This is a genomic window from Actinomadura hibisca NBRC 15177 (genome assembly GCF_001552635.1).
Lineage (GTDB): Bacteria > Actinomycetota > Actinomycetes > Streptosporangiales > Streptosporangiaceae > Spirillospora > Spirillospora hibisca.
Genome location: NZ_BCRO01000018.1, coordinates 125230 through 149544, shown reverse-complemented (window position 1 = coordinate 149544; position 24315 = coordinate 125230). Strand labels below are relative to the sequence as shown.

Here is a 24315-nt window from a genome sequence, read left to right as displayed (position 1 = left end):
TCAATAGGATGCGGTCCGGTTTGGGACTGTTCGGAACGGGGGGACAGAAGTGATCATCGAAACGCGTTTCCACGGCCCCGAGGGGTCGGGGAACGGCGGCTACGTGGCGGGCCTGCTGGCCGGGCACCTCGACGCCGACACGGTGACGGTGTCGTTGCGGCGACCGCCGCCGCTGGAGACCGGGCTGCGGGTGTCGCCCGCCGACGACCGGGGGCTGGGCGCCTGGTTGTGGGACGGCGAGACGCTCGTGGCCGAGGCGCTGGCCGGGGCGATCGTGGTGCCGCCGGTGCCCGCGGTGCCCTACGACACGGCGCTGGCGGCGGGCGAGAAGTACCGGGCGGTCGAGAACCACCCCTTCCCCGGCTGCTTCGTGTGCGGCCCGGACCGGGAGCCGGGCGACGGGCTGCGGCTGGAGCCGGGCCGGGTGGACGACGGCACCGCGCCCGAGGGCACGGTCGCGGCCGTCTGGACGCCCGCGGAGGCGCCCGCGCCGGAGATCGTGTGGGCGGCGCTGGACTGCCCCGGCGGCTGGACCTTCGACGTGGCGGGCCGCCCGGCGGTGCTCGGCACCATGACCGCGCAGGTCGCCGACATCCCCGAGGCCGGGGAGCGGTGCGTGGTGATGGGGCTGGCGCGCAGCCGCGAGGGCCGCAAGCTGCACGCCGCCACCGCCCTGTACGGGGCCGACGGGCGGCTGCTGGGACGGGCGGAGCAGATCTGGATCGAGATCGATCCGGACCGCTTCGGACGCTGAGATCGGCACAGCGGGGGCCGTCCCGCCGTGCTGATCACACTGTCCGGCGGGTGACGACAATAAATGTGTCACTCGACACGGTATGGGGAGGTATGGTCGCGTTCAATCTGAGCATCCGCGACCAACGGAGGTCGGGCCAGATGAGCGGCAGCGGAATCCTCATCATCGCGATCGCGGTCCTCGCCGCCTACATGGGAATGTCCTGGGAGCGCGCGCGGCGCGCGAACCTGGACGTGCGGCAGGGCCGCAGGCGCGTGTCCAACCTGCGCGACACCGCTTCCAAGGAGCGGTTCCACGCGCTGCTGATCGTCAGCGTGTCCCTGCTGGCCATTTTCATGATCGCGAAGAACCGGTGACGCCCGGCCCCGGCCGGGCGCCCGTCACGGTCCGGTGAACAGCGGGTCCTCCCGGTCCACGCCGTTCACCGGCCCGCCGCCCTGCGCGGGCCGGTCCCCGGGCCGGTCGCCCGGACGCCCGCCGTTGTGGCCCGGCCCGCTCATGAGCGGGCCGGAGCCGAACGCGCCGGGACCGCCCGGAGACGCGCCCAGGGGGCCGGTGCCCAGCGGGGACGCGCCCAGCGAACCGGTGCTCAACGGGCCGGTGCCCAGCGGACCCGTGCCGAGCGGACCCGTGCCGTTCGGCAGGGAATTCGGCAGGGGGTTCGGCATGGAGTGCTGAGGGTCCGGACCGGCCCCGCCGGAGCCGTTGCCGGCGGAGGCGGTCCCGTTGGGACCGGTGCCGGTGGATCCGGTCCCGCCAGCGCCCGTCCCGCCGACGCCGTGGGAGCCGGTGTCGTTCGGCGGCGGGCCCGCGGGCGTCTGCCCCATCGGCGGGACCCCCGCGCCCGGCATCCGCCCGCCCGGCGGCAGGCCGGTGGTCGGCGGCAGCCCCGCCGAGGGCGGGAGGTTGGACGACAGCGTGTTGTGCGTGAAGTGGTCGATCTGGCGGCGCGCCCGGTCGGCCTCGGCGCGCGCGGCGTCGCGCTCCTCGGCCAGGGCCTTGAGCGCGGCCTGCTGCTCGGCCACCGACTGCGACAGCTGGCGCAGCTGCACCGCCTGGTCGCCGTTCTTGGCCGCCAGCTCGTCGCGCTCGGCGGTGGCGGCCTGCGCCTGGGCGCGGGCCGCGTCGCGGTCCTTGACGGCCTCCTCGGCGCGCACGGTGGTGCGCACGACCTCGGCCTCGGCCTCGGACTGGGCGCGCAGCGCGGTGGCGCGCTCGGCCTCGGCCTTGCTGGCGGCCTGCATGGCGCGCTGGCGCTGCGCCTCGGTGTCGCGCATGGCGTTGCGCAGGTCCTCGGCGCCCTGCTTGGCCACCGCCGCCTCGACGCGCTGCGCCTCGACCGCGCTCTCGGTCTCGGCGAGCTTGCCGTGCAGGCCGACCAGCTCGGCGCGCGCGGCCTCCAGCGCGGCCAGCAGCTCGGTCTCGCGGGCGGCGATGCGGTCGCGCTCGCTCTCGGCGGCGATCTTGGCCGAGACCGCCTGCTGCGCGATCTGGTGCGCCTCCTCCCACGCCTGCTGGGCGGCGTCGCGCTTGGCGGTGGCGAGCTTGGCGTCCTCGCGGGCGCGCGCGGCGTCGCCCTCGGCGGCCTCGGCGCGCTGGCGGGCCGAGGCGGCGTCCTGCCGGGCCTCCTCGGCCTGCCGCTGGGAGGCGTCGCGCTCGCTCTGCGCGACGGCCAGCTCGCGGGCGGCCTCGGCGCGCACCTCGGCGACGCGGCGCTCGACCCCGGCGACGCTCAGCTCGGAGGTGAGCGAGTCGGCCAGCAGGTCGGCGGCCTTCTCCAGCCGTTCCACCATGTCCCAGGTGGAGGCGACCTGCCCGGTCAGGCCGGGGGCCTCGCGGCCGCGCTCGCGGCGTTCGCGGGCCTCGCGGTCGCAGGCGCCGTCGTTGTCCTGGCAGTAGCGGACAGCGCGGACGGCCCCGCGGGGCTGCGGCACCGGCCGGCCGCAGTTGGCGCACGGCCAGACCGTCACCGGGTCGCCCACGCGGGCCACCACGGTCGAATCACCGGACGGGTCGCGGCGCTCGGCGGCCGGAGCGCCGCCCCGCGGCCCCGTCGTGGCGACGTCCCGCGCCGGCGCCGGACCCGGCACCGGGATCCCGGGGGACGCGGCCCTCTCCCCGGGGCCGCTAATGTCGCGCTGATCGCTATTAGGCATGGAATGCACCTTACGTGCTGGTGCGCTCGCCTGCAGAGACTTGGGCGGTTCGTGTGCCCGGCACCACGTTCGGTCAGGCGCCGTTGTCACCCGCGCGCAGTTTGTCGTCACCCGCGCGCAGCTTGTCGCGGTGCTCGCGCCAGCGGTCCATCAGCGCCGCCAGCTCGTCCTGCATGAAGGTGAAGAACTCGGCGCACTCGGCCAGCCGCCGCCCGGCGGGGGTGCCGGGGCCGACGGCCCGCGTGCCCTCGGCGAGGCTGTCCTTCCACATGGTGAGCATCCGGTCGCGGCCGAGGATCGCGTCCTGCCAGACGTCGTTGCGCACCCGATAGACGTCGCGCCGCGAGCCCGGGTCGCGCTCGCGCACGGCCATGCGCAGGTGGGTGAGGTGCCGCACCGCGCCGGAGACGGCGGCGGGGCTCACCTGGAGCAGTTCGGCCAGCTCGGCGGCGGTGAGGGCGCCGGAGTCGGTGGCCAGCAGGGCGGCGAACACGCGGGCGGGCATCCGCTGCCCGCCCGCGTCGGCCATCTGGAGGGCGAACCGCTCGATGAACCGGCGCAGGGCCTCCTCGTCCCGCCCGGCGTCGTCCGGTCCGGGGTCGCGGTCACTGGCGGCCGGCACGGTCACGAGCATCATCTCCCCTGGTCAGGCGGTCCCGACAGTATATACACAGTTCATATGATTCATAGACTTCACGAATTAGTGAAAAGAGTGTAGGTTCTGTGGACATGACGACCGCTCTCTCCGTGTCCGGCCTGGTGAAGACCTTCGGCCGGACCCGCGCGCTCGACGGGCTGGACCTGTCCGTCGCCGCCGGCGAGGTGCACGGCTTCCTCGGCCCGAACGGCTCGGGGAAGTCCACCACCATCCGCGTCCTGCTCGGCCTGCTGCGCGCCGACGGGGGCACCGCCGAGCTGCTCGGCGGCGACCCCTGGCGCGACGCCACCGAGCTGCACAAACGCCTGGCCTACGTGCCCGGCGACGTCACCCTGTGGCCCAACCTGTCCGGCGGGGAGGTCATCGACCTGCTCGGGCGGCTGCGCGGCGGGCTCGACCCCCATCGCCGCGCCGAGCTGCTGGAACGGTTCGAGCTCGACCCCCGCAAGAAGGGCCGCGCCTACTCCAAGGGCAACCGGCAGAAGGTCGCGCTGGTCGCGGCGCTCGCCTCCGACGCCGAGCTGCTCATCCTGGACGAGCCGACCTCCGGCCTGGACCCGCTCATGGAGGAGGTCTTCCAGGAGTGCGTGGCCGAGGAGAAGCGCGTCGGCCGCACCATCCTGCTGTCCAGCCACATCCTCAGCGAGGTCGAGGCATTGTGCGACCGGGTGACCATCATCCGCAAGGGCCGCACCGTCGAGACCGGCACGCTCGCCGAGCTGCGCCACCTGACGCGCACCTCCATCACCGCCGAGCTGGCCGCCCCGCCGGACGGGGTCGCCTCGCTGCCCGGCGTGCACGACGCCCAGGTCGACGGCACCAAGATCAAGCTGGAGGTGGACACGCCCCAGCTGGACGCGGTGCTGAAGCAACTGACCCAGGTCGGCGTGCGCGGCCTGACCAGCCAGCCGCCCACGCTGGAGGAGTTGTTCCTGCGCCACTACCAGGACGACGTGGCCGAGCGTGAGGGGGCCGTGCGATGACCGCCCTCACCGGAACCGGGACGCTGCTGCGGCTGGCGCTGCGCCGCGACCGGATCATGATCCCGGTCTGGGCGCTGGTGCTGGCGTCCCTGGTGGCCAGCACGGTGTCCAGCTACGCGGGCCTGTACGGCACCGAGGCCGAGCGGGTGAAGTTCGCCCAGGGCGTCAACGCCAACGCCGCCACGCTGGCCTTCTACGGCGAGGTGCACGGCACCTCGGTCGGCGCGCTGTCGGCCTGGCGGATGGGCACGCTGGCCGGGGCGCTGATCGGCGTCATGACCCTGCTGCTGGTGATCCGGCACACCCGCGCCGAGGAGGAGGACGGGCGGCTGGAGCTGGTCGGGGCCGGGGCGGTGGGCCGCCGCGCGCCGCTGACGGCCGCGCTGCTCACCGCCGTGCTCGCGTCCGCGGTCGTGGCGGTCCTGGCCGGGCTGCTGCTGGCCGGGCAGGGCGCGGCCGGGGCGCTGGCGTTCGGGCTGAGCTGGTTCGCCAACGGGCTGGTGTTCGCGGCGGTCGCGGCCGTGACCGCCCAGGTGACCGAGAACGCCCGGCTCGCGCGGGGCCTGGCCGTCGCCGCCATCGGCGTGGCCTTCCTCGTCCGCGCGGTCGGCGACGCGACCGACGGCGGCGGCTGGTTGTTGTGGGCGTCGCCGATCGGCTGGAGCCAGCAGATCCGCCCCTACGCCGGGGACCGGTTCTGGGTGCTGCTGCTGCCGCTGGCGCTGGCGGTGCTGCTGGTCGCGCTCGCCTACCGGCTGGCGGGCCGCCGCGACCTGGGCGCAGGGCTGCTGGCGCCCCGGCTCGGCCCCGCGACCGCCGGTCCCGGGCTGCGCAGCGCGCTCGCGCTGGCCTGGCGGATGCAGCGCGGCTCGCTGGTGGCCTGGACCGCCGCCGTCGTGGTCTACGGGCTGGTGTTCGGCGGCGTGCTCAAGGGCGTGGGCGACCTGGTCGGCGACAGCCCCGAGACCACCGAGCTCATCACCAAGCTGGGCGGGGCGTCCGGGCTGACCGACGCGTTCCTGTCGACGGTGGCCGGGATCCTCGGCATGGTCGCGGCCGTCTACGGGGTGCAGGCCACGCTGCGGCTGCGCGGCGAGGAGACCTCCCAGCGGCTGGAACCGCTGCTGGCGGTCTCGCTCGGCCGGGTCCGCTGGGCGGGCGGCCACCTGCTGATCGCCATGGCGGGGGTCGCGCTGCTGCTCGCGTCGGCGGGGCTGGCGACCGGGCTCGCCTACGGCGCGACGACCGGCGACATGGGCGGCAAGCTCCCCGAGGCGTTCGGCGCGGTGTTCGTGCAACTCCCGGCCGCGTGGGTGCTCACCGGCCTCACCGTGGCGCTGTTCGGGCTGCTGCCGCGCTACTGCCAGGCGGCGTGGGGCGTGCTCGGGCTGTTCGTGGTGCTGGGAGTGCTGGGCCCGACGCTGGACCTCGACCAGGCCGTCATCGACCTGTCGCCGTTCAGCCACGTCCCGAAGCTGCCCGCCGCCGACCTGACGGCGACGCCGCTGGTGGTGCTGGCCGTGATCGTGGCGGTGCTCACCGCCGCCGGGCTGGCGGGCTTCCGCCGCCGCGACGTCACCACCTGAGCCGCCGCCTGACGGCCGCCTGGGCGGCCGTCAGGCCAGCTGCGCCATCGCCTTCCGGATGCGCTTGTCGGAGACCGGGAAGCGGGTGCCGAGCTGCTGCGCGAACAGGCTGACCCGCAACTCCTCCAGCATCCAGCGGACCTGCCGCGCGGGCTCGTCGTCGCGCCGCGCCGGCGGCAGCCTGCGCAGCGCCTGCTCGTACTCCTGCTGGAGCACCTGCACCTGGTGGGACAGCTGGCGGTCGCGGCCCGGGTTCTCCGGGAGCTTGTCCAGCCGCGCCAGCAGGGCGCGCAGGTAGCGGAGCAGGTCGGGCAGGCGCGCCGCGCCGGTCTCGGTGACGAAACCGGCGTGCACCAGCGCGCCGAGCTGGCCGCGGATGTCGGTCAGCGCGGGCACGAGGGTGAGGCTGGCGGTGCCGCGCAGCCGCCGGTCGATCTCGTGGGAGGCGGCCAGGACGCGTTCGACCTGCGCCACGATCGCGGCGGTGGCGTCGTACAGGTCGGCGCGCACGCGGTCGTAGAGCCCGCGGAAGCCCGCCTCGTCCCAGGCCGGTCCCCCGGCCTCGGCGATCAGCCGGTCGGCGGCGGCGGTGACGCAGTCCTCGAACAGGGCCGCGACCGAGCCGTGCGGGTTGTGGCTGAGCGCCAGCTTGCCCTGGTTGGTCAGGTTCTTCTGGATGAGCTTGGCCGGGGACGGCGCGTTCAGCAGCACCAGCCGCCGGGTGCCCTTCCACATGGCGCGGCGCTGCTCGGCCTCGGTCTCGTACATGCGGACCGCGACGCTGTCGCCCTCGTCGGTGAGCGCCGGGTACGCCTTGACGTCGTAGCCGTTCTGCCTGCGCTCGTAGGTGCGGGGCAGCTCGCCGACCGTCCACTCGCGCAGCCCGGCGCGTTCGACGCCCTCGGCGGAGGCCGCCTTGGACAGGGTGCCGCGCACCTTGCCCGCCAGCCGCCGTTTGAGGGCGTCGAGGTCGGTGTCCTCGGCGAGGGTCTTGTTGCGGTCGTCCACGACGCGGAAGGTGACGCGCAGGTGGGCGGGCAGCCGCGACAGGTCCCACGCCTCGCGGGCGACGGGGACGCTGGTCATGGCGGTCAGCTCGCGCTCGACGGCGTCCAGCAGCGGTTCGGTGCGGGGCGCGACCCGTTCCAGCACGCGGCGGGCGTAGTCGGGCGCGGGCACGAAGTTGACCCGCAGCTGCTTGGGCAGCGAGCGGATCAGCTCGGTGACCAGCTCGGCGCGCAGGCCCGGCACCTGCCACTCGAACCCGGCGTTCTTGACCTGGTTGAGGATCTGCACCGGGACGTGCACGGTGACGCCGTCGGCGTCGGCGCCCGGCTCGAACTGGTAGGTGAGCTTCAGGCGCAGCGGGCCCTGCTGCCACACGTCGGGGTAGTCGGTCTCGCTGACGTCGTCGGCGCTCTGGTTGATGAGCATCGACTTCTCGAAGTTCAGCAGGTCCGGCTCGGTGTGGCGGGCCTTCTTCCACCAGGCGTCGAAGTGGCGGCCCGACACCACGTCCTCGGGGACGCGCTCGTCGTAGAAGTCGAACAGGGTCTGGTCGTCCACCAGGATGTCGCGGCGGCGGGCGCGGTGCTCCAGCTCCTCGACCTCGTCGAGCAGCGCGCGATTGTCATGGAAGAACCGGTGGTGGGTCTCCCAGTCGCCCTCCACCAGGGCGTGCCGGACGAACAGCTCGCGCGCCAGGGCGGGATCGACCGAGCCGTAGTTGACGCGGCGCTGCGCCACGATCGGCACCCCGTACAGGGTGACCTTCTCGTAGGCCATGACCGCGGCCTGCTTCTTGGACCAGTGCGGCTCGCTGTAGTTGCGCTTGACCAGGTGCCCGGCCAGCGGCTCGACCCACTCGGGTTCGATCCTGGCGTTGACGCGGGCCCACAGCCGGGAGGTCTCCACCAGCTCGGCCGACATCACCCAGCGCGGCGGCTTCTTGAACAGCGCCGACCCGGGGAAGATCGCGAACTTGGCGCCGCGCGCGCCCACGTACTCCTGGCCCCGGCGGCGCGGGTTGCCGTCCTTCTTGTCGTCCTTGGCGTCGGTGTCCATCAGGCCGATGTGCGACAGCAGGCCCGACAGCAGCGCGGTGTGGATCCGGTCGGGCGCGGCGTCGACGCTGTTGACGGTGACGCCGAGGGTCTTGGCGACCTGCTTGAGCTGGCCGTGCAGGTCCTGCCACTCGCGCACGCGCAGGTAGTGCAGGAACTCGTTCTTGCACATGCGGCGGAACTGGCTGCCCGACAACTCCTGCTGCTTCTCGCGCAGGTAGTTCCACAGGTTGAGGTAGGACAGGAAGTCCGAGGTGGGGTCGGCGAAACGTTTGTGCTTCTCGTCGGCGGCCTGCTGGTGCTCGGCGGGGCGCTCGCGCGGGTCCTGGATGGACAGCGCCGACGCGATGATCAGCACCTCGCGGACGCAGCCGCCGGTGTCGGCCTCCAGCACCATGCGGGCGAGCCGCGGGTCGATCGGCAGCTGCGCGAGGCGGCGGCCGGCCGGGGTGAGGCGCTTGCGCGGGTCCTTCTCGGCCGGGTCGATCGCGCCCAGCTCGTGCAGCAGGTCCACGCCCGCCTTGACGTTGCGGCGGTCGGGCGGCTCCACGAACGGGAACGCCGCGATGTCGCCGAGGCCGAGCGCCGTCATCTGGAGGATGACCGAGGCGAGGTTGGTGCGCAGGATCTCGGGGTCGGTGAACTCGGGCCGGGACTCGAAGTCCTCCTCCGAGTACAGCCGGACGCAGATGCCGTCGGAGGTTCGGCCGCTACGGCCCTTGCGCTGGTTGGCCGACGCCTGCGAGATCGGCTCGATGGGCAGCCGCTGCACCTTCAGCCGGTGGCTGTAGCGGGAGATGCGGGCGGTGCCGGGGTCGACGACGTACTTGATGCCGGGGACCGTCAGCGAGGTCTCGGCGACGTTGGTGGCCAGCACGATCCGGCGGCCCCGGTGGGCCTGGAACACCCGGTGCTGCTCGGCTGCCGACAACCGCGCGTAGAGCGGCAGCACCTCGGTGGCGGGGCCGCGACGGTTCTGGAAGTGCTTGTTGAGGGCGTCGGCGGTGTCGCGGATCTCGCGCTCGCCGCTGAGGAACACCAGCACGTCGCCGGGGGCCTCCAGCGCCAGCTCGTCCACCGCGTCGATGATCGCCTGCACCTGGTCGCGGTCGGGGTCGGCGCCGGGGTCGTCGGGGTCGGCGACCGGCCGGTAGCGCACCTCCACCGGGTAGGTGCGGCCCGACACCTCCACGATCGGGGCGTCGCCGAAGTGCCGGGAGAAACGTTCGGGGTCGATGGTCGCCGAGGTGATGATCACCTTGAGGTCCGGCCGGCGCGGCAGGATCTCCCGGACGTAGCCGAGCAGGAAGTCGATGTTGAGGCTGCGCTCGTGCGCCTCGTCGATGATCAGGGTGTCGTAGCGGCGCAACAACCGGTCGGTCTGGATCTCCGCCAGCAGGATGCCGTCGGTCATCAGCTTGACCAGCGTGTCGTCGCCCGATTTGTCGGTGAAGCGGACCTTGTAGCCCACCGCCTCGCCGAGCCCGGTGCCGAGTTCCTCGGCGATGCGGTCGGCGACGGTGCGGGCGGCCAGGCGGCGCGGCTGGGTGTGCCCGATCGCGCCGGTCACGCCCCGGCCGAGCTCCAGGCAGATCTTGGGGAGCTGGGTGGTCTTGCCCGAGCCGGTCTCGCCCGCGACGATCACGACCTGGTGGCCCGAGATCGCGGCGGCGATGTCGTCCTTCTTCTGGCTGACCGGCAGCTCGGCGGGGTAGCTGATCTCGGGCACGGCCGCGCGCCGCCGGGCGACGCGCCGCTCGGCGGCGGCCACGTCGGCGGCGATCTGCTCGGCGGCCTTCGCGCGGCGCCCGGCGTCGCGCATCTTCTGCGCCCCGTCCATGCGGCGGCGCAGCCGGTGGCCGTCCAGCGTCATCAGTTCGGGCAGGCGCGCGCGCAGGTCGGCGAGCGGCGGTGTCACAGGCGTCCTCATAACCATCGAACAGGATAGTTTCCAGGCCGTGGCCTCGGGCTGCGCGGCCTGCTCCTGGGCGTGCTGGGCGGGAGCCGGCCGTGCCGTCCCCCGCGAACCTTGGCACCGTAGTCCCCGCGCCCCGGCCGGGGCGAACCGTTTTCCGGCGCCTCAATGATCCAACACTCCCGGTGGGGAGCGCATTCCGGCCCGCCGCGGGGTGGTGCGGAGGTGACGGCAGGGGGCGATCACCGCCAAGCGCCTGCCGCCGGGCGGTGAGATCCTTCATGATGGGCGTCCATGGAGACCCCGCGCACGGCAGGGCGGTACCGGATCGACCGGCTCCTGGGCTCCGGGGCCTTCGCCACGGTGTGGCTGGGCCACGACGAGGAGCTGGCCTCGCCGGTGGCCGTCAAGATCCTGGCCGACCACTGGGCGCAACACGCCGAGGTGCGCGAGCGGTTCGTGCAGGAGGCGCGGCTGCTGCGCCGGGTGGACTCGCACCGGCTGGTGCAGGTGTTCGACATCGGCGAGCTGCCCGACGGCCGCCCCTACTTCGTGATGACCTACGCCGACCTGGGCACCCTGGAGGACCTGCTGGCGGCCGGGCCGCCGCCGCCGAACCGGGCGCTGGCGCTGGCCCGCGAGGTCGCGCGGGGCCTGCGGGAGCTGCACGGGCGCGGCATCGTGCACCGCGACCTGAAGCCGTCCAACGTGCTGGTCCGCTCCGGCGGGAGCGGCGGGGACGACCGGATCATGATCTCCGACCTGGGGATCGCGCGCAGCGGCGACCGGCTGTCCAGCCTGACGCTGCCCGCCGGGTCGCCCGGCTACATGGCCCCCGAGCAGGCGCTGATCGACGGCGCGCCCGACCACCGCGCCGACGTGTACGGGCTCGGCGCGCTCACCTACCACCTGCTGACCGGCGAGCCGCCCGGCGAGGACCCGCCGCCGCCCAGCCGGGCGCAGGCCGCCGTGCCGCCCGCCGTGGACGCGGCGGTGCTGCGCGCCCTGGAACCCGACCGGGAGCGCCGCTGGCGGTCGGCGGCGGAGTTCGAGCAGGCGCTGAGCCGGACCATGAGCCGCATCGACACCGACCCGCTGCCCGGCCGGAAGACGCGGGCGGGCCGCAGGGCGGACCGTAAGGCGGACCGCCGGGCGCGCGCACGTGCGGGCGGGCGGCGGCCGACCCGCCGGGGCCTGCTGCTGGCCGGGGCCGCCGCCACGGTCGCGCTGGTCAGCGGCGGCATGGTGCTGGCGCTGGCCGGGGGCGGCCCGGAGCCGGTCCGGGACGGGGCGGCGCGCCCGTCGCCGTCCGGCGGGCACGGATCGGGGCCCGGCGATCCCGGCGGCCGGTTCCTGCGCCTGGACCGCGACATCCCGCCGCAGTACCGCAGGCTGATCGTGCGGGCCGGGACGTGGTGCCAGATGCGCGGGCTCAGCCCGGCGCTGGTCGCGGCGATGCTCAAGGTGGAGAGCGGTTTCGACCCCGGCCTCGCCGATCCCGCCGAGGACGAGTACGGCATCGCCCGCTGGACGCCCCGCGTGCTGACGCACTGGCAGCCCGGCGGCCTCGACAACCCCGAGCCGCGCCCCGCCGACATCACCCCCGACGTCTCCATCCCGGCGGTGGGCCGGTTCCTGTGCCACTGGGGCAAGGACCTCAAGGGCGTGCCGGGCGACCCCGCCCTCAACCTGGCGGCGACCTACCGCACCTCGGCCAGGAGCGTCGCCAAGGCCCGGGGCGTGCCGCCCCGGGTACGGCCCTACGCACAGAAGATCGCCCGTTACCTGGCCTACTACCGCGCCGACTGACGCCGCCCCGCCGACTGGTCCGCCTGACCGCCGGGTTCGTGGGCGGTGCGCGGGACCAGCCGCAGCGCCAGCCCGGGGCACATGGCGACGGCGCGGCGCGCGGCGGCCTCCAGCCGGGCCGGGACGGGCTCGGCGGGGATGACCGGGTAGTTGTACTCGTCCATCCGCACCGCGCCGCGCAGCACGTCGGCGCACAGCCCGTGCCCGTCGCAGCGGCTCCAGTCGACCTCCAGGCGCAGGCGCGCGTCGGTCTCGGCGGGCAGCACGCCGAGGACGGGCCGTCCGCAGCCGCCCTTGGCGGTGTGGGCGGCGACGTCGGCGGCGAACACCTCCAGCGCCGACAGCACGAACCGGGCGGTGCCGTCGGGGTGGCCGCACGCGCCCCGGCCGACGGCCATGCGGGTGGCGCGGACGATGGCGTCGCGCGCTCCGGCGGCGTCCCGCCCGGCGGCCAGCGCCGCGAACGACCCGGCCAGGTCGGGCAGGCCCAGGCGGCAGGGCCCGCACTGCCCCGCCGACTCGGCGGCCAGGTAGGCGACGACGCGGGCGCACTCCCCCAACGGGCAGGTGCCGCGCCCCAACGGCATGACGATGCCCGCGCCGAGGGTGCCGCCCGCCTCCTTCAGCGAGGCACGCGACACCTGCGTGGCGGTGGCGGTCGCGCCGTCCAGCCAGGCCCCGTGGTAGCCGCCCACCAGCACGCCCTCCCCCGCGCGGCTGCCGCACAGGTCCAGCAGGTGCGCCAGCGGCGCGCCGGACGGGGTCTCCACCACGGCCGGGAAGCGGACCGAGCCGGTGACGGTGAGCAGGACGGTGCCGGGCTCGTCGGGCAGCCCGACCCGCGCGTAGCGTTCGGGGCCCAGCCCGGCCAGGACCGCGAGCTGGGCGTAGGTCTCGGCGTTGGACAGCAGCGTCGGCAGGCCGTCCACGCCACGGGTGGCGGCGCGGACCTTGCGGCCGGGCGGGACGGGCCGCCGCCCGTTGATGCCGCGCACCAGCGCGCCGCCCTCGCCGGTGATGAAGCGCTCGGCGAGCCGGACGACGCGGGCGCGCTCCGCCAGCCGCCGCTCGCCGATCGCCGCCTCCATCGACCGGGCCGCGTCCGGGTCGGTGATCCCGATGACGATCTCGCGCGCGCCCAGCGCGGTGGCCGCCAGCGCCGCGCCGTCCAGGACCAGGTGCGGGGCGCGGCACAGCAGCACCTTGTCCTTGGCGCTGCCGGGCTCGCCCTCGGTGCCGTTGACCACCACGACGGTGCGGCGGCCGCGCCGGACCGCGCTGTCGACGACCGCGCGCACCTTGCGGGCGAAGGGGAACGCCGCGCCGCCGCGCCCGTGCAGCCGTCCCGCCTCGGCGAGCGCGACGAGCCGGTCGGCGCTCAGCGGGCGCGGGTCGGGGTGCAGGCGGCGGTGCGCGGACCAGTCCAGGCGGTCGGCGGACTCCAGGCCGCGGGTGAGGCGCGGCGGCCCCACCTGGCGGACCTCGATGCCGGGCACGCCGCCGGTCCCGCCGCCGCTCACCGGGCCCTCCCGGCGTGCCGCGCCAGGAACGGCCGGGCGACCAGCGCCAGCGCCACCCCGGCCAGGCACAGCAGGTACGCGGCGGTGACCCAGGCGGCGGGCTCGCGGCCGGAGGTGAGGCCGTGGGCGACGGCGACCGGCCAGGCCAGGTAGGCGGTCAGGTGCAGCGCGCGCCACATCCACGGCCGCCCGCTCGCGGCGAACCGGCCGCGCACGATCCCGCTGCCGATCGCGACGACCATCAGGTGGCAGGCCAGCGTGCCCAGCCCGTAGTCGGCCAGGTGATCGCCGCCGGTCGGGACCAGCGCCTCCAGCGGCCCGACCCGGTGCCGGGCGAGCTGGGTGGCCAGGTGCAGCGCCAGCGTCGCCACCGCGACGAAGGCGAAGCCGCGGTGCACGGCCTGGGCGCGCACCCGGTGGCCCGGCGACAGCAGGGCCCGGTCGGTGGCCAGCAGCCCGACCATGACCGCCAGGGAGAGCGCGACCAGGCTGAACACCCCGCCGTAGAAGTCGAGGAAGCGGCCGGTCGCGCGGGCGGCGGGACCGGTCCAGCCGAGGGAGACGGCGAGGCCGAGCAGCAGGCCCAGCGCCGTCAGGGCCGCGCCGCCCAAGAGCAGGAGCGGAGCGGGCACACGCCGACGCGGGCCGACGGTCCGTCGGCGTCGCCGGGCGGGGGCCGCCGGTTCCGGCGTCGTGCCCGTTCCCACGCCGAAGCCCATCGTCATCTCGTGCGCGAGCCCGCGCCCGGTGCCCGGATGATCGCCGGGCGGCGGGGGCCCGGAGGAGGAACGACGGTCGGGAACCATCTCCACCGGCCTTTCGGAATCGTCTGCCGCGATACCTCGGCCTTTACGACGCCTTCGCGAGGCGGACGGTTCGGCGACTTCCACGTTCGCACGGCCGTGCGCCTATGGCGAGCGAACGTCCCGCAATGGGCGGCCCGGAAACGGCGAAGATCACCGCAACTCTGCGCAATGCCTGGTGATATAGACCACATTGGGCCGGTTTATCGGCCGCGAGGTCGCGGGAACGGATCGCCGAATCCACAGGTCACGAGTGCGGCCCGAAAACGGGCGCGCACCCGGTGACAAATATCGATCATGAATGGCCCGCGGGCGCTGTGCTAGAACCCGAGGAGGTTCGCGATCACCGGGCCGGCCGGGCCCCGCCGGCGCGGCGGGTGTTGCGGCGCGCGGAGAGGACCCCCATGAGCACCTCGCAGAGCACCTCGCAGGCGACCGGCCCCCTCATCGACCTGATCGACACCGCCCGCTACCCGCTGGCCGACCCCGGCGGCCCCGCCCTCGCGGCGGTGGTCGCGCGGACCCGGCGCGACCTCGCCGCGACGGGATGCAGCGTCCTGCCCGGCTTCGTGCCCGCCGGCCGGCACGGCGACCTGCGCCGCGAGGGCGCCGGGCTGGCCCCGCTGGCGCACTACGACGTGGAGACCGTCAACGCCTACAACATCCCCCTGGACGCCGACCTGCCCGAAGGGCATCCGGGGCGCATCCGGATCCGGCGCGGCAACGCCTTTGTGGCGCGCGATCGTATTCCACCGGAAACGATCATCGCGCGGCTGTATTCGAGCGCGGAGTTCCAGCGTTTCGTCGCCGCCTGCTTCGGGCTGGCCGAGGTGCACGAACTGGCCGATCCGTTGTCGGGGTTGTGCCTGAACGTCGTCAATCCCGGCATGGAACACCCCTGGCACTTCGACACCAACGAGTTCACCGTCAGCATGCTCACCCAGGAATCGGCCGAGGGCGGGGCCTTCGAATACTGCCCCAACATCCGTTCCGCCGAGGCGGAGAACCTCCGCGACGTCCGCGACGTCCTGGAAGGCCGCGGCGACCGGCTGGTCCGGCGACTGGCGCTGCGGCCGGGCGACCTCCAGCTGTTCAAGGGCCGCTACTCGCTGCACCGGGTGAGCACGGTGCGCGGCGGCACCGCCCGCCACTCGGCGATCTTCGCCTACAGCGCGCGGCCGGGCGTGGTGGGCAGCGTGGCGCGCACCCGGCAGCTGTTCGGGCGGGTGCTGCCCGCGCACCTGGCGGCCGAGGGCAACGCCGTGCGGGGAGACCGGCTCCTGGACTGACGGGCCCGCGCGAGCCCCGCCGCCCCGCCCGGCCCTCCCCCGCAGAAAGGCGCCCCATGGACGTCGGAACGACCGGAAAGATCTCCCTGGACCACATCTACTCTCAGCCCGACCCGCGCTCCTACTTCGGCACGTTGCGGCCGCTGGAGTACCAGATCCCCCAGTTGGCGAAACCGCACTTCGCGGCGCTGGCCCGAGAGTACCGTGAATCGCGGCCGGTCTCCCAGCACACCGTGCTGGACACCAACGTGTCAGACACCACCGTGCTGGACATCGGCTGCTCCTACGGGATCAACGCCGCCCTGGCGAGATGCGACGCGACCATGGACGAGCTGTACGAGCGCTACGCCGGTCCGGACGCCGCACGGCGGGACCGGGCCGCCCTGCTGGCGCACGACCGCGAGATGGTCGCCGCGCGCGACGGCGGCGGCGTCCGCTTCGTGGGCCTGGACGCCTCCGGCGACGCGCTGGCCTACGCGCTGGCCGCCGGGTTCCTCGACGACGCGGTGCACGCCGACCTGGAGTCCGCCGACCCCACCGAGGAGCAACGGCGGCGGCTGGCCGCCGACCTGGTCGTCTCCACCGGCTGCCTGGGCTACGTCACCCACCGCACGATCGCGCGGGTCCTGGAGGCCAACGCCGAGGCCGGGCGGCGGCCGTGGATGGCGCACTTCGTGCTGCGCATGTTCCCCTTCGACCCCGTCGAGGACCTGCTGGACGCCGCCGGATACCGCACCGAGCGGTCCGAGCTGCTGTTCAAGCAGCGCCGCTTCGCCACCGGCGAGGAGCAGGCGCTCGTCCTGGACACCCTGTCCGACCTCGGCGTGGACCCCGGCGGCCTGGAAACCGACGGCTGGTTCTACGCCCGGCTCTACCTGTCCCGTCCCCGGAACCGTCCCGAACGAGGAACGCATTGAACACCAGCCCCTCCCCCACCTCCACCTTCGGCCACGAGGACCATCTGCCGCGCGTGCCGCTGCCCACGTTGGAGGACAGTTGCCAACGGTTCCTCCAGTGGTGTTCGCCGCTGCTGACCGCCGGTGAGCTGGCCGAGACCGAGGCCGCCGTGGCCGCCTTCCTGCGGCCCGACAGCGCGGCGCGCAAGCTGCACGCGGCGCTGGAGCGCTACGACGCCGAGTCCGGCGTGCGCAGCTGGCTCGACACGTTCTGGCCCTACCGCTACCTCGGCCGCCGCGACCGCATCGCGCTGAACGCCAACTTCTTCTTCCTGTTCCAGGACACCGGCCAGGAGCAGGTGGAGCGCGCCGCCGACCTGATCGCGGGCGCGGTCGCCTACAAGCTGCTGCTGGACGAGGAGCGCGTCGAGCCGGTGCTCCAGCGCGGCAGGCCGCTGTCGATGGAGCAGAACAAGTACCTGTTCTCGGCCACGCGCATCCCCGGCGAGGTCCAGGACACCGTGCGCGTGCCCTACACCGACGAGTGGCCCGGCCCGTCGCGGGCGCGGCACATCGTGGTGTTCTTCCGGGGCCGCATGTTCCGGATGGACGTGCTGGGCGAGGGCGGCGTCCCCCACACGCTGGAGGAGTACCGGGAAGGGTTGCGCACGGTCATGAAGGCCGGGGCGGCTCCGGCCGAGGCCGACACGTCGGTGGGGCACCTCACCACCATGGCGCGCGCGGAGTGGGCGGGGACGCGCGCGGCGCTGCTCGCCCTCGACCCGGGCAACGCCGCGTCGCTGGACGACGTGGAGACCGCGCTGTTCTGCGTGTGTCTGGAGGACTTCGCGCCGCGCAATGACCTGGACGCCTGCGACCACCTGCTGCACGGCGACAGCGGCAACCGGTGGTTCGACAAGGCGGTCTCGCTGATCGTCTTCGCCGACGGCACGGCCGGGATCAACGTCGAGCACTGCGGCCTGGACGGCACGACCGTGCTCAGCTTCGTGGACGCGCTGCTCGGCGCGCCCGCCGAGCAGCAGTCGCAAGCGTCGGGCGCGACCGCGCAGGGCACGCCCGCCGTCGAGTCGGTGGAGTTCGTGCTGGACGATGCGCTGCGCGCGGCGGTGCGCCGGGCCGCCGAGTCGTTCGCGGCGTACGCGGCGGCCACCGCGACCACCACCGTGGCGTTCGACGACTTCGGCGGCGACGACGCCAAGCGGCTGGGCTGCTCGCCCGACGCGTTCGTGCAGATGGCGTACCAGCTCGCGCACCGGCGCGCCAAGGGCCTGACCGGCGCCACCTACGAGTCGATCGCCACGCGCCAGTACCGCAACGGCCGCACCGAGGCGATGCGCGTGGTGACGCCCGAGATCGTGCGGTTCGTGACCGTGATGGATGACCGGGGGGCCGACGCCGCGACCCGGCGCGAGGCGTTCCGGTCCGCCGCCGAGGCGCACGTGGCGCGCGCCAAGGAGTGCCAGGCCGGGCAGGCCCCCGAGCAGCACCTGTGGGAGTTGCAGCTCGTCCAGAAGCGGCGCGGCGCGGAGCTGGACGCCGTCGAACCGCTGGCGCTGTACGGGTCGCCGGGCTGGACCACGATGCGCGACGACTACCTGAGCACCAGCTCCGCGCCGTCGGCCAACATCCGGTACTTCGGGTTCGGCGCGACCAGCGACAAGTGCATCGGCGTCGCCTACGTGCTGCTGCCCGACCGGTTCAACGTCTACCTGAGCACGCCGCGCACGGTGGCGGGCGCGATGGAGGCGTTCGCCGACGAGCTGCGCCGGGCCGTGGCCGAGATCCGGGAGCTGCTGGCCGCCGGGTAACCCCGGGAGAGGCCGGTCTGACCAAGACCGGCCTCTCCCGAACACCAGGGGATCATCCGGCCCCGTAGACGGGCTCGGGCGCGGGGGCCTTGGCGAGCAGGTCGGCGACGACCGGGCCGACCTCGGCGGGGTCCCAGCGGGCGCCCTTGTCGGCGACGGGCCCGTGCCGGAACCCGTCCATCACGCAGATCCTGCCGCCCTCGGCCTCGAAGACCCGCCCGGTGATCCCGCGCGAGTCCGCCGACCCCAGCCACACCACCAGCGGCGACACGTTCTCGGGCGCCATCGCGTCGAACTCACCCTCGCCGGGCGCGGCCATGGTCTGCGCGAACACCTCCTCGGTCATGCGGGTGCGCGCGGCGGGCGCGATCGCGTTCACCGTCACCCCGTAGCGGCCCAGCTCGGCCGAGGCGACCAGCGTCAGGCCGACGATCCCGGCCTTGGCGGCGGAGTAGTTGCCCTGGCCGACGCTGCCGAGCAGGCCCGCGCCGGAGGAGGTGTTGATCACGCGTCCGTCCACCGGGCGGCCCGCCTTGCTCTCGGCCCGCCAGTACCGCCCGGCGTGCTTGAGCGGCAGGAAGTGCCCCTTCAGGTGCACCCGCATGACCGCGTCCCACTCCTCCTCGGACAGGTTGATCAACATCCGGTCGCGCAGGAACCCGGCGTTGTTGACCAGCACGTCCAGCCGCCCGAAGTGCTCGACGGCGGTGGCGACCAGCGCCGCCGCGCCGGCGTCGGTGGCGATGTCGTCACCGCTGGCGACCGCCCGGCCGCCCAGCGCCTCGATCTCGGCCACGACCTCCTGGGCGGGGCCGCCGGAGGCCGCGCCGGTGCCGTCGCGGGCCACGCCGAGGTCGTTGACCACGACGGCGGCCCCCTGGCGGGCGAACTCCAGCGCGTGCGCGCGGCCGAGCCCGCGCCCGGCCCCGGTCACGGCGACCACGCGGTCCTCACAGATCACTTCGCGTCCTCCTTGTTGGCGGTGGCGGCGTCCAGGAAGGCGGGGCGCTCTCCCCCGCCGTGCAGCAGCAGCGCGGACCCGGTGACGTACCCGGCCAGGTCGGAGGCCAGGAACACGCAGGCCGAGCCGACGTCGTGGGGGTCGGCGAGGCGGCCGAGCGGCACGGTGCGCTCGACGGCGGCGACGCCCGCCTCGTCGCCGTAGTGCAGGTGGGACTGCTCGGTGCGGACCATGCCGAGCGTCACCGCGTTCACGCGGACGCGCGGGGCCCACTCCACGGCCAGCGACGCGGTCAGGCTCTCCAGGCCCGCCTTGGCCGCGCCGTAGGCGGCGGTGCCGGGCGAGGGGCGCGTCCCGCTGACGCTGCTGATGTTGACGATCGAGCCGCCGGAGTCCAGCTCGCGCATCCGGGCGGCGGCGGCGCGGGACATGATCAGCGCCGAGGTCAGGTTCAGCTCGATGAGCTTGACGTGGGTGCGGACCTCGCCGTCGGAGACCGGCAGGTACGGGGTGCCGCCCGCGTTGTTGACCAGCACGTCCACCCGGTCCAGGGAGGCGAAGAACGCCTGGGCGGCGTTGGGGTCGCGCACGTCCAGGGAGGCGAAGCGCGCGGTGCGTCCCCCCGCCTCGGGCAGGGCGTCCGGCTCGCGCCGGGCCACCGCGACGACCTCGGCCCCGGCCTCCAGGAAGGCGCGGCTGATGCCGAGGCCGACGCCGCGCACCCCTCCGGTGACGACGGCGGTCCGGCCGCTCAGATCCAGGCTCAGCACGCTTCTCCCCTCTCCGCGGTGACTGCTACGGTCAGTTCTAACAAATGTTTGGTGGAAAGGTAGCGCATGGGAATCGCCACCACGACCCGTCCGGACGGGGTCGCCGAGATCGTCGTCGCCGCGCCGCCGGTCAACGCCCTGACCGTGGCCGGGTGGTTCGAGCTGGCCGAGGCGGTGCTGGCGGCCGGGCGCGACCCGGAGGTCGGCGCCGTCGTGCTGCGCGCCGAGGGCCGCGGCTTCAACGCCGGAGTGGACATCAAGGAGATGCAGGCCACCACGGGGCACACCGCCCTGGTGGGGGCCAACCGGGGCTGCTTCGCGGCGTTCGCGGCCGTCTACGAGTGCGAGGTGCCGGTCGTCGCGGCGGTGCACGGGTTCTGCCTGGGCGGCGGCGTCGGGCTGGCCGGGAACGCCGACATCGTCGTGGCGGCCGAGGACGCCTACTTCGGGCTGCCGGAGGTGGACCGGGGCGCGCTCGGCGCGGCCACCCACCTGGCCCGGCTGGTGCCCCAGCACCTGATGCGGGCCATGGTGTACACCTGCCGCAACGTCACCGCCGCCGAGCTGCACCACCACGGCTCGGTGCTGGACGTGGTGCCCGCCGACCGCCTCCGGGAGCGCGCGCTGGAGGTCGCCGGGAGCATCGCCGCCAAGGACCGGTACGTGATCCGCCGGGCCAAGGAGTCGCTGAATGGCATCGACCCGGTGGACGTGCGGCGCAGCTACCGCTTCGAGCAGGGCTTCACCTTCGAGCTGAACCTGATGGGCGCGGGCGACGAGCACCGCGACGCCTTCGTGGCGAAGGGGGCCGAGTGATGGAGGGGCAGGCGATGGGCGGCAAGGTCATGACGGCCGCCGGGGTCGTCGCGTCGCTGGACAGCGGCATGACGCTCGGGATCGGCGGCTGGGGGTCGCGGCGCAAGCCGATGGCGCTGGTCCGCGAGATCCTGCGCTCGGACCTCACCGACCTGACGGTGGTGTCCTACGGCGGCCCCGACGTCGGGCTGCTGTGCGCGGCGGGGAAGGTGCGGCGGCTGGTGACGGCGTTCGTCACGCTCGACTCGATCCCGCTGGAGCCGCACTTCCGGCAGGCCCGCCAGGACGGCGCGATCGAGCTGACCGAGTACGACGAGGGCATGTTCATGTTCGGGCTGTACGCGGCGGCGCACCGGCTGCCGTTCCTGCCCACCCCCGTCGGGCTCGGCTCGGACGTGATGCGCGTCAACCCGGGCCTGAAGACGGTGCGCTCGCCCTACGACGACGGCACCGAGCTGGTGGCGGTCCCCGCGCTGACGATGGACGCCGCGCTGATCCACATGAACCGCGCCGACGCGCGCGGCAACGCCCAGTACCTGGGCCCCGACCCCTACATGGACGACCTGTTCGCCAAGGCCGCCGACCGCGCCTACGTGTCGTGCGAGCGCCTGGTGGACACCGCCGACCTGCTGAAGGAGGGGCCCGTCCAGTCCCTGCTGCTCAGTCGCGCGCACGTGACGGGCGTGGTGGAGACCCCGAACGGCGCGCACTTCACCGACTGCGTCCCCGACCACGGCCGGGACGAGGCGTTCCAGCGGCTCTACGCCAAGGCCGCCGCCGATCCCGGGCAGTGGGCGGCGTTCCGCGAACGTTTCCTGTCCGGCGACGAGGCCGCCTACCAGGACGCCGTGCGCGTCTGGCGGGAGGAGAACCGATGAGCACGACCGCCACCGAGACCGCGACGCGCGCCGAGGTGTGCGCCGCCGCCTGCGCCGACCTGTTCCGGGGCGACGGGGAGATCGTCGCCGCGGCCGTCGCCGGGTTCGTGCCGATGCTGGGCTCGCGGCTCGCCCGCGCCACCTTCGAGCCGGACCTGCTGACCACCGACGGCGGCCCGTCGCTGAGCGCCGCGCCGGTCCCGCTCGGCGCGCAGGCCGCCGAGGTGGAGGGCTGGCTGCCGTTCCGCGACCACCTGTGGCTGGTGCTGAACGGGCGGCGGCACGTGGTGATGGGCCCCAGCCAGATCGACGCGTTCGGCAACACCAACATCTCCTGCATCGGCGACTGGGAGCGCCCCTCGCGGCAACTGCTGGGCGTGCGGGGCGGGCCCGGCAACACCCTGCTCAACACGACCAGCTACTGGGTGCCCAAGCACTCCACGCGGGTGTTCACCGAAAAGGTGGACTTCGTCAGCGGCGTCGGCCACGACCGGGGCGCGCACGAGATCCGGCGCGTGGTCACCAACCTGGCCGTGCTGGACTTCGCCACGCCCGACCGGCGGATGCGGCTGCGGTCGGTGCACCCCGGCGTCACCGTCGAGCAGGTCGTCGAGAACACCGGCTTCGAGCTGGCCGTCCCGGACGAGGTGCCCGACACGCGCCTGCCGAGCGCCGAGGAGCTGCGCGTCATGCGCGAGGTCCTCGACCCCAAGGGCCTGCGGGAACGCGAGGTGCCCCAGTGAGCGGGCAGGTCCTGGAGACGCCGCTGACCCGGCTGGTGGGCGTGCGTCACCCGGTCGTGCAGACCGGCATGGGCTGGGTGGCGGGCCCGCGCCTGGTGACGGCGGTGGCGAACGCGGGCGGCCTCGGCATCCTGGCGTCGGCGACGATGACGCTCGACCAGCTCACCGCGGCCGTGCGGGAGGTGAAGGAGCGCACCGACGCGCCGTTCGGCGTCAACCTGCGCGCCGACGCCTCCGACGCGGGCGACCGCATCGACCTGCTCATCAAGGAGCAGGTCAAGGTCGCCTCCTTCGCGCTGGCCCCCAAGCCCGACCTGATCGCCAAGCTCAAGGACGCGGGCGTGGTGGTGATCCCCTCGGTGGGCGCGCGCCGCCACGCCGAGAAGGTCGCCGCGTGGGGCGCCGACGCGGTGCTCGTGCAGGGCGGCGAGGGCGGCGGCCACACCGGCGCGGTCGCCACGACGCTGCTGCTGCCGCAGGTGGTGGACGCGGTGGACATCCCCGTGATCGCCGCCGGCGGGTTCTTCGACGGCCGCGGCCTGGCCGCCGCCCTCGCCTACGGCGCGGCGGGCGTGGCGATGGGCACCCGGTTCCTGCTGACCGCCGACTCGGCGGTGCCCGAGGAGGTCAAGCGCGTCTACCTCGGCACCACCGAGACCGTGGTGACCCGCCAGGTGGACGGCATGCCGCACCGGGTGTTGCGCAGCGACCTGGTGGACGCCCTCGAACGTTCCGGCCGCGTGTCCGGCACCGTCCGCGCGCTGCGCAACGCCGCCGCGTTCAAGAAGATCTCCGGCATGTCCTGGCGCGCGATGCTCGCCGACGGCCGCGCGATGAAGCACGGCAAGGACCTGTCGTGGTCGCAGGTGCTGATGGCGGGCAACACGCCGATGTTGCTGAAGGCGGCCATGGTGGACGGCCGTCCCGACCTCGGCGTGATGGCGTCCGGGCAGGTCGTCGCGGTGCTGGACGACCTGCCGGGTTGCGCCGAGCTGATCGACGCGATCGTCGCGCAGGCGGCCGGGCGGATCGCCGCCCAGCACGCCTACCTGACGCGGGCGACGACCCCGAGGTAGGTGGGGACGCGGAAGTCGGGCGTCAGGTCGGCGCCCGGCTCCCACACCTCCACCGGCGCGAGGCCCGGCGGCACGGGCTCGGCGTCGCCGAGCAGCGTGGCGAGCCGGTCGCGGCTGCGCAGCGTGAACGACCCGGCGGCGCTGCGCTTGTAGATGCCGTCCACCTGCGACAACGGCCCGTCCTGGCCCTCGCCGGGGAACGGGTGCGACAACACCAGGTGGCTGCCGGGCGCGAGGTCCGCGCACAACCGCGCCACGATCGAGGCGGCCACCTCGTCGTCGGGCACGAACTGGAGGATCGCGCACAGGATCACGGTCACGGGCCGGTCGAAGTCGATGCGCTCGCGCACCACCCGGTGGGCGCGGATGGCCTCGGGGTCGAGCAGGTCGCCCTCGACGACGCTGGTCTGGGGGTTGTCGGCGAGCAGGGCGCGGGCGTGGACGAGCACCGTCGGGTCGTTGTCGACGTAGACGACCTGCGCGTCGGGCACCTCGCGCAGCACGACCTGGTGGACGTTCTCCTGCGTGGGCAGCCCGGCCCCGACGTCGAGGAACTGGCGGCAGCCCCGCGCGGCCAGCGACCGCACGGCCCGGCCGAGGAAGGCCCGGTTGGCGCGGGCGGCCCCGCGCAGGTCGTTGCCGACCTCGCGGCTGATCGCGATGACCTTCTCGGCGGCCTCGCGGTCGGCGGCGAAGTTGTCCTTGCCGCCCAGGTAGTAGTCGTACATGCGGGCGACGCTCGGGACGGCGGGGTCCACGCCGGGCGGCGCCTGCTCGGGGGTGGTCAAGGCCTGCTCCTCGCGTCGGGGG

The 24315-nt window shown here is 74.3% G+C and carries 20 protein-coding genes; 12 read left to right on the top strand and 8 right to left on the bottom strand.

Annotation, left to right across the window (positions count from 1 at the left end; genetic code table 11):
• Positions 1 to 49: 49 nt before the first annotated feature.
• Entirely contained in the window at positions 50 to 754 is a 705-nt protein-coding gene (locus AH6_RS08785; protein WP_067476507.1) for a hypothetical protein, read from the top strand.
• 140 nt (positions 755 to 894) lie between these two features.
• A complete protein-coding gene (locus tag AH6_RS08780) occupies positions 895 to 1110 on the top strand; it encodes a hypothetical protein (protein ID WP_157431350.1) in 216 nt (71 codons plus the stop codon).
• A 24-nt stretch (positions 1111 to 1134) separates the two neighbouring features.
• Here AH6_RS08780 and AH6_RS45775 read toward each other — a convergent pair whose 3' ends face one another.
• Entirely contained in the window at positions 1135 to 2844 is a 1710-nt protein-coding gene (locus AH6_RS45775; RefSeq protein WP_245679240.1) for a chromosome segregation ATPase, read from the bottom strand.
• 139 nt (positions 2845 to 2983) lie between these two features.
• The gene (locus AH6_RS08770; protein ID WP_218005754.1) at positions 2984 to 3532 is read right to left on the bottom strand and encodes a GbsR/MarR family transcriptional regulator; all 549 of its coding nucleotides are present in this window, start codon (positions 3530 to 3532) and stop codon (positions 2984 to 2986) included.
• Positions 3533 to 3639: 107 nt separating this feature from the next.
• On the opposite strand from AH6_RS08770, the gene AH6_RS08765 reads away from it, so the two are divergent.
• Together AH6_RS08765 and AH6_RS08760 are read left to right on the top strand one after the other, a co-directional pair.
• Entirely contained in the window at positions 3640 to 4551 is a 912-nt protein-coding gene (locus AH6_RS08765) for an ABC transporter ATP-binding protein (RefSeq protein ID WP_067476661.1), read from the top strand.
• Positions 4548 to 6137, top strand: a complete 1590-nt coding sequence (locus AH6_RS08760; RefSeq protein WP_067476501.1) for an ABC transporter permease — start codon at positions 4548 to 4550, stop codon at positions 6135 to 6137. The genes AH6_RS08765 and AH6_RS08760 overlap by 4 nt, the downstream gene beginning before the upstream one ends.
• Positions 6138 to 6167: 30 nt before the next feature.
• Here AH6_RS08760 and hrpA read toward each other — a convergent pair whose 3' ends face one another.
• Positions 6168 to 10130, bottom strand: a complete 3963-nt coding sequence (gene hrpA / locus AH6_RS08755) for an ATP-dependent RNA helicase HrpA (protein ID WP_067476499.1) — start codon at positions 10128 to 10130, stop codon at positions 6168 to 6170.
• A gap of 279 nt (positions 10131 to 10409) precedes the next feature.
• Here hrpA and AH6_RS45255 point away from each other — a divergent pair, with 279 nt between their 5' ends.
• Positions 10410 to 11924 (top strand): serine/threonine-protein kinase, encoded by a 1515-nt coding sequence (locus AH6_RS45255; RefSeq protein ID WP_067476496.1) that lies wholly within the window; start codon positions 10410 to 10412, stop codon positions 11922 to 11924.
• Here the strand turns inward: AH6_RS45255 and AH6_RS08745 are convergent.
• Positions 11909 to 13444 (bottom strand): NADH-quinone oxidoreductase subunit NuoF family protein, encoded by a 1536-nt coding sequence (locus AH6_RS08745; protein WP_245679236.1) that lies wholly within the window; start codon positions 13442 to 13444, stop codon positions 11909 to 11911. The two genes, AH6_RS45255 and AH6_RS08745, sit on opposite strands and share 16 nt — an antisense overlap.
• Positions 13441 to 14076 (bottom strand): hypothetical protein, encoded by a 636-nt coding sequence (locus tag AH6_RS08740; protein WP_083982457.1) that lies wholly within the window; start codon positions 14074 to 14076, stop codon positions 13441 to 13443. The genes AH6_RS08745 and AH6_RS08740 overlap by 4 nt, the downstream gene beginning before the upstream one ends.
• A gap of 575 nt (positions 14077 to 14651) precedes the next feature.
• Between AH6_RS08740 and AH6_RS08735 the strand changes: the two genes are divergently transcribed.
• Genes AH6_RS08735 through AH6_RS08725 form a run of 3 tightly spaced genes read left to right on the top strand, consistent with a single transcriptional unit; the run spans position 14652 to position 18261 of the window.
• The gene (locus tag AH6_RS08735; RefSeq protein WP_067476493.1) at positions 14652 to 15536 is read left to right on the top strand and encodes a HalD/BesD family halogenase; all 885 of its coding nucleotides are present in this window, start codon (positions 14652 to 14654) and stop codon (positions 15534 to 15536) included.
• A gap of 56 nt (positions 15537 to 15592) precedes the next feature.
• Positions 15593 to 16453, top strand: a complete 861-nt coding sequence (locus AH6_RS43565) for a class I SAM-dependent methyltransferase (RefSeq protein WP_067476490.1) — start codon at positions 15593 to 15595, stop codon at positions 16451 to 16453.
• Positions 16450 to 18261, top strand: coding sequence for a choline/carnitine O-acyltransferase (locus tag AH6_RS08725; protein ID WP_067476483.1), 1812 nt, complete (start codon positions 16450 to 16452; stop codon positions 18259 to 18261). The genes AH6_RS43565 and AH6_RS08725 overlap by 4 nt, the downstream gene beginning before the upstream one ends.
• Positions 18262 to 18313: 52 nt before the next feature.
• Here the strand turns inward: AH6_RS08725 and AH6_RS08720 are convergent, their stop codons facing one another.
• Positions 18314 to 19222: an SDR family oxidoreductase gene (locus AH6_RS08720; RefSeq protein WP_067476480.1), complete on the bottom strand. Its 909-nt coding sequence runs from the start codon at positions 19220 to 19222 to the stop codon at positions 18314 to 18316.
• Positions 19219 to 19992 carry an SDR family oxidoreductase gene (locus AH6_RS08715; RefSeq protein WP_083982453.1) on the bottom strand — a complete coding sequence of 258 codons (774 nt, stop codon included), beginning with the start codon at positions 19990 to 19992 and terminating at the stop codon, positions 19219 to 19221. Before AH6_RS08715 ends, AH6_RS08720 begins: the two co-directional genes overlap by 4 nt.
• A 66-nt stretch (positions 19993 to 20058) precedes the next feature.
• Between AH6_RS08715 and AH6_RS08710 the strand changes: the two genes are divergently transcribed.
• The 4 genes from AH6_RS08710 to AH6_RS08695 are packed head-to-tail and all read left to right on the top strand — an operon-like array spanning position 20059 to position 23505.
• Entirely contained in the window at positions 20059 to 20808 is a 750-nt protein-coding gene (locus AH6_RS08710; RefSeq protein ID WP_067476477.1) for an enoyl-CoA hydratase family protein, read from the top strand.
• A 29-nt stretch (positions 20809 to 20837) separates the two neighbouring features.
• A complete protein-coding gene (locus tag AH6_RS08705; protein WP_218005757.1) occupies positions 20838 to 21686 on the top strand; it encodes a CoA transferase subunit A in 849 nt (282 codons plus the stop codon).
• Positions 21683 to 22429 carry a CoA-transferase subunit beta gene (locus AH6_RS08700; RefSeq protein ID WP_067476470.1) on the top strand — a complete coding sequence of 249 codons (747 nt, stop codon included), beginning with the start codon at positions 21683 to 21685 and terminating at the stop codon, positions 22427 to 22429. Before AH6_RS08705 ends, AH6_RS08700 begins: the two co-directional genes overlap by 4 nt.
• The gene (locus AH6_RS08695) at positions 22426 to 23505 is read left to right on the top strand and encodes an NAD(P)H-dependent flavin oxidoreductase (RefSeq protein WP_281180205.1); all 1080 of its coding nucleotides are present in this window, start codon (positions 22426 to 22428) and stop codon (positions 23503 to 23505) included. The genes AH6_RS08700 and AH6_RS08695 overlap by 4 nt, the downstream gene beginning before the upstream one ends.
• Here AH6_RS08695 and AH6_RS08690 read toward each other — a convergent pair.
• A complete protein-coding gene (locus AH6_RS08690) occupies positions 23475 to 24293 on the bottom strand; it encodes an SAM-dependent methyltransferase (RefSeq protein ID WP_083982451.1) in 819 nt (272 codons plus the stop codon). The two genes, AH6_RS08695 and AH6_RS08690, sit on opposite strands and share 31 nt — an antisense overlap.
• Positions 24294 to 24315: the final 22 nt, after the last annotated feature.